This is a genomic window from Chamaesiphon polymorphus CCALA 037 (genome assembly GCF_003003845.1).
GTDB classification, from domain to species: domain Bacteria; phylum Cyanobacteriota; class Cyanobacteriia; order Cyanobacteriales; family Chamaesiphonaceae; genus Chamaesiphon; species Chamaesiphon polymorphus.
Genome location: NZ_PVWO01000220.1, coordinates 1 through 8967, shown reverse-complemented (window position 1 = coordinate 8967; position 8967 = coordinate 1). Strand labels below are relative to the sequence as shown.

Annotated in this window: 11 protein-coding genes; 7 read left to right on the top strand and 4 right to left on the bottom strand. The window is 44.9% G+C overall.

What is annotated here, in order from left to right; translation table 11 throughout:
- The first annotated feature begins 397 nt into the window (after positions 1-397).
- Positions 398-670: an ATP-dependent metallopeptidase FtsH/Yme1/Tma family protein gene (locus C7B77_RS16555; RefSeq protein ID WP_146138361.1), complete on the top strand. Its 273-nt coding sequence runs from the start codon at positions 398-400 to the stop codon at positions 668-670.
- An 88-nt stretch (positions 671-758) separates the two neighbouring features.
- The gene (locus C7B77_RS16550) at positions 759-2330 is read left to right on the top strand and encodes a DUF4419 domain-containing protein (protein WP_106307063.1); all 1572 of its coding nucleotides are present in this window, start codon (positions 759-761) and stop codon (positions 2328-2330) included.
- Positions 2331-2550: 220 nt separating this feature from the next.
- Here C7B77_RS16550 and C7B77_RS31460 read toward each other — a convergent pair whose 3' ends face one another.
- Positions 2551-2676, bottom strand: a complete 126-nt coding sequence (locus C7B77_RS31460) for a hypothetical protein (RefSeq protein ID WP_281261366.1) — start codon at positions 2674-2676, stop codon at positions 2551-2553.
- Positions 2677-2691: 15 nt separating this feature from the next.
- On the opposite strand from C7B77_RS31460, the gene trmFO reads away from it, so the two are divergent.
- The 3 genes from trmFO to C7B77_RS16535 all read left to right on the top strand — a co-directional run bounded on the left by trmFO (position 2692) and on the right by C7B77_RS16535 (position 5473).
- The gene (trmFO, locus tag C7B77_RS16545) at positions 2692-4059 is read left to right on the top strand and encodes an FADH(2)-oxidizing methylenetetrahydrofolate--tRNA-(uracil(54)-C(5))-methyltransferase TrmFO (RefSeq protein WP_106307061.1); all 1368 of its coding nucleotides are present in this window, start codon (positions 2692-2694) and stop codon (positions 4057-4059) included.
- A gap of 99 nt (positions 4060-4158) precedes the next feature.
- The gene (locus C7B77_RS16540; protein WP_106307058.1) at positions 4159-4497 is read left to right on the top strand and encodes a hypothetical protein; all 339 of its coding nucleotides are present in this window, start codon (positions 4159-4161) and stop codon (positions 4495-4497) included.
- A gap of 172 nt (positions 4498-4669) precedes the next feature.
- Positions 4670-5473 (top strand): ATP-grasp domain-containing protein, encoded by an 804-nt coding sequence (locus tag C7B77_RS16535; RefSeq protein WP_106307055.1) that lies wholly within the window; start codon positions 4670-4672, stop codon positions 5471-5473.
- Here the strand turns inward: C7B77_RS16535 and C7B77_RS16530 are convergent.
- The gene (locus tag C7B77_RS16530; protein WP_106307053.1) at positions 5466-6356 is read right to left on the bottom strand and encodes a LysR family transcriptional regulator; all 891 of its coding nucleotides are present in this window, start codon (positions 6354-6356) and stop codon (positions 5466-5468) included. The two genes, C7B77_RS16535 and C7B77_RS16530, sit on opposite strands and share 8 nt — an antisense overlap.
- Positions 6357-6456: 100 nt before the next feature.
- Here C7B77_RS16530 and C7B77_RS16525 point away from each other — a divergent pair, with 100 nt between their 5' ends.
- Positions 6457-6777, top strand: coding sequence for a cupin domain-containing protein (locus C7B77_RS16525; protein ID WP_106307050.1), 321 nt, complete (start codon positions 6457-6459; stop codon positions 6775-6777).
- Here the strand turns inward: C7B77_RS16525 and C7B77_RS16520 are convergent.
- On the bottom strand, positions 6749-7120 hold the full coding sequence (locus C7B77_RS16520; RefSeq protein WP_106307047.1) for a winged helix-turn-helix transcriptional regulator: 372 nt from the start codon (positions 7118-7120) through the stop codon (positions 6749-6751). The two genes, C7B77_RS16525 and C7B77_RS16520, sit on opposite strands and share 29 nt — an antisense overlap.
- A gap of 89 nt (positions 7121-7209) precedes the next feature.
- On the opposite strand from C7B77_RS16520, the gene C7B77_RS16515 reads away from it, so the two are divergent.
- On the top strand, positions 7210-7638 hold the full coding sequence (locus tag C7B77_RS16515; RefSeq protein WP_106307044.1) for an acyl-CoA thioesterase: 429 nt from the start codon (positions 7210-7212) through the stop codon (positions 7636-7638).
- Positions 7639-7718: 80 nt separating this feature from the next.
- Here the strand turns inward: C7B77_RS16515 and C7B77_RS16510 are convergent.
- Positions 7719-8967 (bottom strand): HEAT repeat domain-containing protein (locus tag C7B77_RS16510; RefSeq protein WP_146138360.1); only part of this gene is annotated, 1249 nt, incomplete at its 5' end.

Genomic DNA, 8967 nt, shown 5'->3' with positions numbered 1-8967 from the left:
GATATCAAGGGCGAGATCTTGCCGTGACGACAGATTTTCGCGATGTGTTGAGCACGGTGATAACTCGGAGATTGGCGATAGATGAGAGTAAGTTACCGCAGGTATTTCCTAAATATACAGGGCAGCTCCTCGATTTTGCCTAAAGTTTAGTGTCTGGAAAAATTAGGTACTGCCGATCCTGTAACGAGCGAATCTCACAGGATTAGCATGTGCCAATTTCACTTGTCAGGACAGTGGCACAAGAGATGTTCGACATCCATTCGATCGAGTTAAAATACTACAATCGGAGTCTACTTGGCACTAACTTAACAACATGCATTCAGACAAAAATTTGCATAGCTCGCACCGAAGGATAAACGTTAGATCTTATCTGCACTGGATCGTAATCGTGACGATCGTGACGATCGCATCTGCTTGTGACACTACATTTTTTCAAAAATCTGACTCAGTAACAAATACATTAGCCTATCCTGAGTTTATCGCTAAGGTAAAACAAAAACAAATCGAGAAAGCTGGGATTAGTGCCGATCGCACTCAAGCATTAGTAGAAGCAAAGGATGGAAAAAAAACTATCGTAAAATTATCACCTGACGATTCGCAGCTTATTAATATTCTGACAGAAAATGCTGTCGATATTTATGTTATTCCTGTAAGAAATTTTAATAAATAGTGGTACGCACGAAGGTGCCACAAAATTAGCGAATTTTTTCCAGATCGAGAGCGCATCGGTAATCCGAAATGGTATGAGGTTGTAAAAAATGTCCCCGATCGCGCCAATTTTAGAACGTAACACGGGTAAAATTCGATTTGCAGTCGATGATGTCAAACCTGCGGCCGATCGATTGCCGACGGTATTTGCCCGCTCTCAATTCGAGCAAGTTCTGACGACAACCTTGCTAGCATTCAGTCATGATGAGACATTTGAGACGATCGCCGATCGCGAGATTCATCCTTTAGCATTGGCAGTACATGCCGCCTTTAGCGAGCATCGTCCGTTAGTACTGACACCGGATATTATTTGGTTGACGATCGCTCAAGGAGTGGCGCAACATATCAACAATAATGCCGAAGAATTGCGCGCTAATTTTGTCAGCCATCAGGGTAAAGATAAGTTAGTAGCAGAAATCGATATTTTACCTACTTTGCCGACACAATGGGCGGAAATTATCGAACAGTGGACATTGCTATTACGCGAACGAGTGGGTGCCGATGTTTATCGATTGATGGAGTGCAATTTTAGTACCACTACGTCAATTACGCACATTGCCAGTCATGTGGTAATGATGGATGCCTTTCAGCAATATTTCGATTATGTGGTGTTGTGCGTGTGCGGGATTCCAGAGATTTCGCTGCTGGGTACGGTAGCAGATTGGCAGAGTATTTACGATCGCGTAGCGAGTTTATCTCGATATAATTTGGGCTGGTGGACGGCGCGATTGTTGCCAATTTGTCAGGAATTTATTAATACTGCGGCGGGTAAACCCGATCGAGATTTTTGGCAATGTATCTACAAACCGCAAGCAGTTTATGCTGTCGATTATATGACTGGCTGGTTGACAGATCTATTTCCATATCTCCGAGATGGAATAACCAAAGCTCCCACCGTTCGCAATCACGTACTCGCTCTCGATCGATGTAAATTACCCACGCGAGATAATGAAGAAGATATAATCGCATTGTTTGGAGTACCCGCTGATGGAATTGCACTGACAGCTTTACCGATGGGAATATCTCAAGTTGGGTTTAAACTCGTCGATCGATCTGCCGATCGTAGTACGACTTTAGACTTAGAATTAATTGCAGGATTCATTGGCGTACATCAAGATTTGCAAAGAATATTGCAGCCAGAAATTGGTTGGGGAGTGCGCGATCGAACCGACGGATTCAGTCAATTATTAGAACGCATTCAACAAGAACATCTGACTCAACCCCCGTGGGATAGATCGAGATGTCGATCGAATTCGATTCCCCGCGAACTAGTCCAAATGTTAGAGCGATTCGATGGGGCGACAATATATCGAGATCGCGATCGTTCTTGGCAGATTCTCCCCGCTCGGTTATGGGAAGAATATTGGGATTATGATGAAAGTCCGCGTTTTTGTGCTTGTGGGGTAACTCCTTTTATCGATCTTAGCGACGGTCGATCGATCGCCTATAATTTTAATTTCCGTTCTCAAAAATGTTGGTTTTTCCTGGGTAATAAAGAGAAGAGATTTGCAAGTTCTACGCTCATCGCCACTAGCCCGATCGAACTATTCAATCGAATGTTAGCAGCAGATGGAGCTTACTATTTTGACGAGCCTAATTTTCAACCTTCGATCGAGAGTTAATTAAAGACGATCTAAATTAGGCGTTGCGGATTTGCGGCTCGCGCTCCGTCTCCGACACGCCTCGCTTCGTATGCTTACGGCAGGCTATCGCCAACGTCTACGGCTTTGCCGTTCGCGCAGCGTCTCCGAAGGAGAGGGTTTGCGGATGCGCGCACGCCTTTGTTTCCCGACGGTATAGCGCACCAAGCAGCGCGTCAAGACAAGACAAAGGTATGATTTTCTATTTTTGTATTTCTTTCCCCCGCTCCCCACTCCCCGCTTCCATCTCTAGCTTTTCATACTTGAATCCAGCAACGCCCTCAATTACTCGATCGAGCGACGCGGCGTATAATAGAACGGCAGACATTAACATCTAATCGATATGCGCGTTCGGGTGATTGGCGGTGGTTTAGCAGGTACCGAAGCAGCTTGGCAGATCGCCCAGGCTGGCGTACCTGTGACCCTATATGAGATGCGTCCCCACACGTTGAGTCCCGCGCATCATAGCGAAGAATTAGCTGAATTGGTCTGTAGTAACTCCTTTGGTGCCCAAGCGACCGATCGAGCCGCCGGATTGTTGCACGAAGAATTGCGCCGATTGGGTTCGATTATCATCCAGAAGGCCGACCACCACTCGGTTCCGGCGGGGGGAGCCTTAGCCGTCGATCGCGGCCAATTCAGCCACGATTTGACCCAAACCTTAGCAAATCATCCCCTGGTAGAATTTCGGCGCGATAATGTGGCCGAAATTCCCCGCGATGGCATTGTCGTATTAGCCACAGGGCCATTGACTAGTCCGGCTTTAGCCGAGGATATCCAGCGATTTGCGGGGATGGATTATCTCAACTTTTTTGATGCTGCCAGTCCGATTATCGTCGGCGATTCGATCGATAAAAATATTGCTTTCTTTGCCTCCCGCTACGATAAAGGCGAAGCTGCATACCTCAACTGTCCGATGAATAAGGAGCAATATCTCCACTTCCGGCAAGAGCTGTGTAACGCCGAGCAAGCCGAATTGAAAGATTTCGATCGCGAGACTGCCAAGTTTTTTGAAGCCTGCTTGCCGATCGAAGAATTAGCCCAACGCGGCGAAGAAACCATGCGGTATGGCCCCCTTAAACCCGTCGGCTTATTCGACAGTCGCCGAGGCGATTTCAAGGCACCTGAAAACCAAATTCACCGCCCCTATGCCGTCATTCAACTGCGGCAAGAAGACAAAGCCGGACAACTGTGGAACATGGTCGGCTTCCAGACTAACTTAAAATGGGGCGAACAAAAACGGATTTTCTCGATGATTCCCGGCCTAGAAAATGCCGAATTCGTGCGCTTGGGAGTGATGCACCGCAACACCTTTATCAACTCGCCCAAATTACTCTCTTCTTCACTCCAATTTCACAGCCGCCGAGACTTACTCGCCGCCGGACAAATTATCGGTACCGAAGGCTACACCGCAGCAGCCGCTGGCGGCTGGTTGGCAGGAACCAATGCCGCACGTTTAGCATTAGGCTTAGAACCGATCGTCATGCCGAATGTGACGATGATGGGTTCGCTGTTTGACTTTATCAGCACCGCCGAACCCAAGCATTTTCAACCGATGCCCCCAAATTTTGGCATTTTTCCAGAATTGCCGACCAAAATTAAGAATAAGCAAGAACGCTATGGAGCTTATCGCGATCGATCGTTGAATGCGATCGACGCACTGATTGCTGGGCAATTAGCGGCAAAATATGCAATAAATCTAGCCATCTAACTAACTATTTTTAAACTAGTGTAGAAAATTAGAGCATTCGATCGGAAAGTGGCGATCGAATGCTGTTTGATAACTAAAAGCGATCGAGATAAATATTGTATGAAACGAATTGCGACGGTCGGACTGGTTGCGACCTTATTAGCTATGAGTGTCAACATTGGTACCGCTCAGGCTAGTTGCTATAGCTATAACGGATCCAGACAAGAGCGAATTAAATTGCAGGACAAACAAACAGGGTACATTAGAGTTTGGGCAACTAAAGATTTAAAAGGACGCATGGTGGGGCGGCTCAAACACGGCGAGGTAATTACGACATTAAAATACGTTGATAATTCAGTCTGTGGCGGAGCTATCTACATTAAGTTCCGCAATAGCAAAGGTCAAACTGCCTACGGTTGGGTTTTTAGTGATGTGTTAGTAGGGTCGATCGAGGATTGATAAAGTTGTTCCAATCTGTCTTCGCAGATCTGAAGCTCCAATTTTTGTGTAACTAAATTGGCACAAATATTTATCAGATAGACAATGCCTGAGATCTAGATGGTGGGCACTGCCCACCCTACATTGTATTTATATTTAATTACTGAATCTCCAATTTTTGTGTATTCAGATTATGCGATTTATCTTTCCTAGCGATTACTTTAAACCCAAACGAGTAGATTCAGCATATGCCGAGCAATTTGCTCTTTTGGGCGATCGCGGCTGTGCGAATTCGTTAATTTCTTTAGAAAACTTAAGTTTAGATTCATCCACAATTTATCCCGAACCAAATCCAGGAGAGCAATTAATTTATCGGGGCTGGATGCTAGCACCAGACGATTATTCATTATTAGTTAATGCTGTCAAAAATGCTGGAGCAGAGATGTGGATCGATCGCGATGAATATCTCAGAACGCATTATTTACCTAATTGGTATCCATTACTTCATGACCTGACTCCCGAAACTTATTTTTTCGATGTAGACGATCGCCTAGAAGCTAAATTAACAGAGCTAGGCTGGAGTCAGTTTTTTATTAAAGATTATGTAAAATCTCTCAAAACCTCGACTGGCTCGATAATTAATTCACCTTCAGCAATTAATTCCCTCGTAGGTGAAATGCAAAAATTCCGAGGCACGATCGAGGGCGGTATTTGTGTCAGAAAAGTAGAAGACTTTATTACAGAAACAGAACGACGTTATTTCGTCATCAATGGTAGAGTTTTTGCTGCATCGCCAGATCTGGAAATCCCCGCGATCGTCACCGAATGTTCGCGCCGCATCGATAGTAAATTTTTCTCTGTCGATACAATCGATCGCCGCGATGGTGTTACTAGGATTGTCGAAATTGGCGACGGACAAGTCTCTGGTTTAGTCGGCTGGACGGTCGATCGATTTGCAGATTTGTGGACGGAATTGACGATCGACAATATTAAGTAATACTCGATAGTTTGGCTTGTAAATCTGTAATTAGTGAGTGCAAAGCCGAACCTGGAAAACTTGCGGTTGGGTGGATCGCGATCCCAACTGGTAAATTGAGATCCAATCCCGAAATACTCCGCACGAGCGTATTTGGTGGCAGTGGATCGATCGCGGCTGTCGGTACGGCACCAATTCCTACGCCATGACTTACCAATTGTTTGAGCGCGCTCAAGCTCATGACTTCGATGCCAGAAAAGGGGTTAATGCCATGAATTAGCAAGGCTTGCTCTAAGATCTGGCGGTAGGGACAGTGTTCTTCTGTGAGAATCAGCCGCTCTTTAACTAATGCGGATACCGGAAGCTCGTCGTAGCTAGCGAGTGGGTTATTGGCTGGAATCAGCAACGAAATTGGATCGTGAAATAGCAACTCAAAGTTTAAGCCAAGATTGGCCGCAGGCGGCGAACAAATTGCCAGATCGAGCGATCCAGTTGCTACCTGGGCGCAGATCGATCGAGTCACGCCAGTTTCGAGCGTCAGACGCACTTTGGGATGCTGGGTACAAAACCGTGCCAAAATCGCAGGCAAATGGACGCTAGCCACAGGCTCGATCGATCCGATCCGCAAATGTCCGGCTTCACCTGCCACCAGATCGGTCATCGTTTGTTGCAAGTTAGCTGCCTGATGCAGCAGCAGATCTGCATGTTCTGCCAATGTTCTCCCCGCAACTGTCAATTCTGTGCGCCTACCGCGACGAGCGAATAGTTTTACACCCAGCTCTGCTTCGAGTTGCTGAATGTGCAAAGTAATCGTGGACTGTGCGTATTGCAGTTTCTCTGCCGCTTTGAGAAAGCTACCTTCTCGATCGATCGTTTGAAAAGTTTGCAGGTGTCGAAATTCCATTTAATTATCGGCAAAAATGAATTTTAACTTCAGTAAGTTCATTTTGACAAATAGTTGGATGCAGTTTATGCTAATGTTACAAACTAGATAGAAAATTAACATGAGCGCGATCGTTTGGTCGGATGGCAAAAACAGCCCCAGTCAAGAGGTATTTCAGGGCATATACGTGCGTCAGTTATGGCAAGGAGAAGCTGGCGCGCAAGCAATCCTGGTGGACATTGCACCCGGCGCGAAATGGCAAGGCATCGACTTTCATCACGACAATTCAGAGGAAGTGCTAGTGATGAGTGGCGTGTTTAATGATGGCACTCGCGACTATCCGGCTGGGACATTCATTCATCACCCGATCGGTTCTAGCCACATTCCGCAATCGGCGACAGGCTGTCAGTTATTTATTTTTTATCCAGAACATCAGAGTTAGGGTTTTCAAAAAATGGCACCTGCGTCCCCTCCACATGCTTCAAACCCCAAACCGCCATCACTTTTAATACCGGACGCAGACTTTTACCCTCATCCGTCAATTGATAATTCATCCGCCGCGCGTGATTGCTGTAGGGCTGCTTTTCTACCAATCCCAATTCTTCGAGCAACTTGAGCCGACTGGCAAGAATATTCGTCGAGATCCCCTCTGGTGACTCCAAAAACTCCTCAAATCGCTGCTTGTTAAAAAACATCATGTCGCGAATTATCAGCAGCGTCCAGCGATCGCCAATGAGATCTAGCGTACAGGCAACAGGGCAAGGAGAACGCTTGGGGAGTGTCATGAAACTTTTAATGTTGTCGCAATCTTTTCTTGCATTTTACAAGTTATCTCTGGTAATGTTAAATCTAACTTGCATTTTAAAACTTAGATATGAGCGAGATCGAACAGCGCAAACCATTTGAGATCGAACTACAGCTACCAGTCAAAACTTATGATATTGACTTTGCGGGAATTGTCAGCAACATTGTCTACGTGCGCTGGCTAGAAGATCTCCGTCTCGAAATGCTAAGTAGTTTCTTCCCGCTCCAGGAGCAAGTCGCAAATGGATTTGCCCCCATTGTCTTGCAAACGACGATTGACTATAAACAATCCATTCAAATGCACGATCGACCGATCGGCAAAATGTGGATGGAATCCTTAGCATCATTGCGGTGGGTAGTTGGCGCGGAAATTTCGTTGCCAGGAAAAGTCTCCGCGATCGCACAACAAACGGGCATTTTTGTCAATCTAGAAACCAAAAAACCGATCCGTATTCCCGATCGATTGCAACAACAATATAATGAGTCTCGATCGACATAATTAGATGAATCTAGCCAGAAGAATTTATATCTTTAACAGATCGATCGCTAGTTAGCGAATATTTTACCCTATTAAATACTTTACTGCTCGTTATCGATCGGGGGTACGCTGAGACCAGTGACATCATATAGATCTAAACCTTGTAAGCCATATTGTGATTCTAGAAAAGATACCGCAGGGGTACTTCTAAAGCCTGCCAGTTTTCCATCTCCTGTCTGAATGCGATCGAGAGCAACTTGTGCCTGTCTTCTAACATGTTCCTGTTCATCTTGAAGACAATTTATTAAAGCTGGAACCGATCGATCGTCTTTAATTTGCCCTAAAGCAACTATTGCTAAGTAACGAGTTTCCCAGTCATCATCATTGAGAATAGGTAATAAATAATCCACTGCCTGACTACCACCTACGCTACTTAAATACATAGATGCTGTATGTTTTAATTGACGATCGAAATCTGGATCGATGCGAGGACTTCTCAAAAAACTGCTCAATACTTCGATTAACCTAACATCTTGAGAAAATTTTAATGTATCCGCAAGTTCTTTGACAACTGTTACTGATAAGTACTCACCGCAGATATATGAAGGGAGTTTGTTTTGAATTAGATCGATATTTCTCAGCGATAAATTCACCCAATAACTAGCATTGTATTTTCTCCATATTTCCCACCACTTATCTTTGTTCTCAATTATTCTCCCTCGCTTGTCTATCGTGCAGGCATTCTCATAACTCTCGGCAATTGTCACCATCATATCCGTCAAGCTGGCATATTTTGTATAAGTAACATCCGAGCCACCTTTGAAATCCCAAAATACAATAGGGTAGGATTGTCTGCTTTGATTCATCACCATATACCCGTCCACACATTCGGCTGCCTCAAACAATTGCATTGAATTGTTATCATATCGAGTAGTCAATAAGTTGTCTACAGTTACATCTTCAAGACTATAACTTTGCTTATTTCTGTAGCTGCTAACGGCAGATTGTAGATCGAGCGATTTAGCTGCACGTTGTGAGCCGAACCCTTCCCGAAAATTGAATAACCAATTATATATACGAGGGTCGTCAGAAATACTGCCATTTCTCCATTGATATAATTCGATGACCTCCGGTGGCAATGGTTCTGGCAATTCCTTGGAAATTTCTGCAATTTCCAAGCGAGACAACCCCAATCTCATTTGAGGATATAATCGATCGTCTATTCGATTATATCCTCCGTATTCACCCCAATAATATCCAGAAAACTCAGGATGTTGGCGTTGTCGATCGTGCAACCAATTTAAGATTCGATCTAGAGCTTCTGATAAAACCTGTCTCTTATACACATCT

Bases quoted from the DNA above. Each gene is read 5' to 3' on its own strand.
- C7B77_RS16550 (WP_106307063.1), top strand. From the start codon at position 759: ATGTCCCCGATCGCGCCAATTTTAGAACGTAACACGGGTAAAATTCGA.
- C7B77_RS31460 (WP_281261366.1), bottom strand. From the start codon at position 2,676: ATGTCTGCCGTTCTATTATACGCCGCGTCGCTCGATCGAGTAATTGAG.
- trmFO (WP_106307061.1), top strand. From the start codon at position 2,692: ATGCGCGTTCGGGTGATTGGCGGTGGTTTAGCAGGTACCGAAGCAGCT.
- C7B77_RS16540 (WP_106307058.1), top strand. From the start codon at position 4,159: ATGAAACGAATTGCGACGGTCGGACTGGTTGCGACCTTATTAGCTATG.
- C7B77_RS16535 (WP_106307055.1), top strand. From the start codon at position 4,670: ATGCGATTTATCTTTCCTAGCGATTACTTTAAACCCAAACGAGTAGAT.
- C7B77_RS16530 (WP_106307053.1), bottom strand. From the start codon at position 6,356: ATGGAATTTCGACACCTGCAAACTTTTCAAACGATCGATCGAGAAGGT.
- C7B77_RS16525 (WP_106307050.1), top strand. From the start codon at position 6,457: ATGAGCGCGATCGTTTGGTCGGATGGCAAAAACAGCCCCAGTCAAGAG.
- C7B77_RS16520 (WP_106307047.1), bottom strand. From the start codon at position 7,120: ATGACACTCCCCAAGCGTTCTCCTTGCCCTGTTGCCTGTACGCTAGAT.
- C7B77_RS16515 (WP_106307044.1), top strand. From the start codon at position 7,210: ATGAGCGAGATCGAACAGCGCAAACCATTTGAGATCGAACTACAGCTA.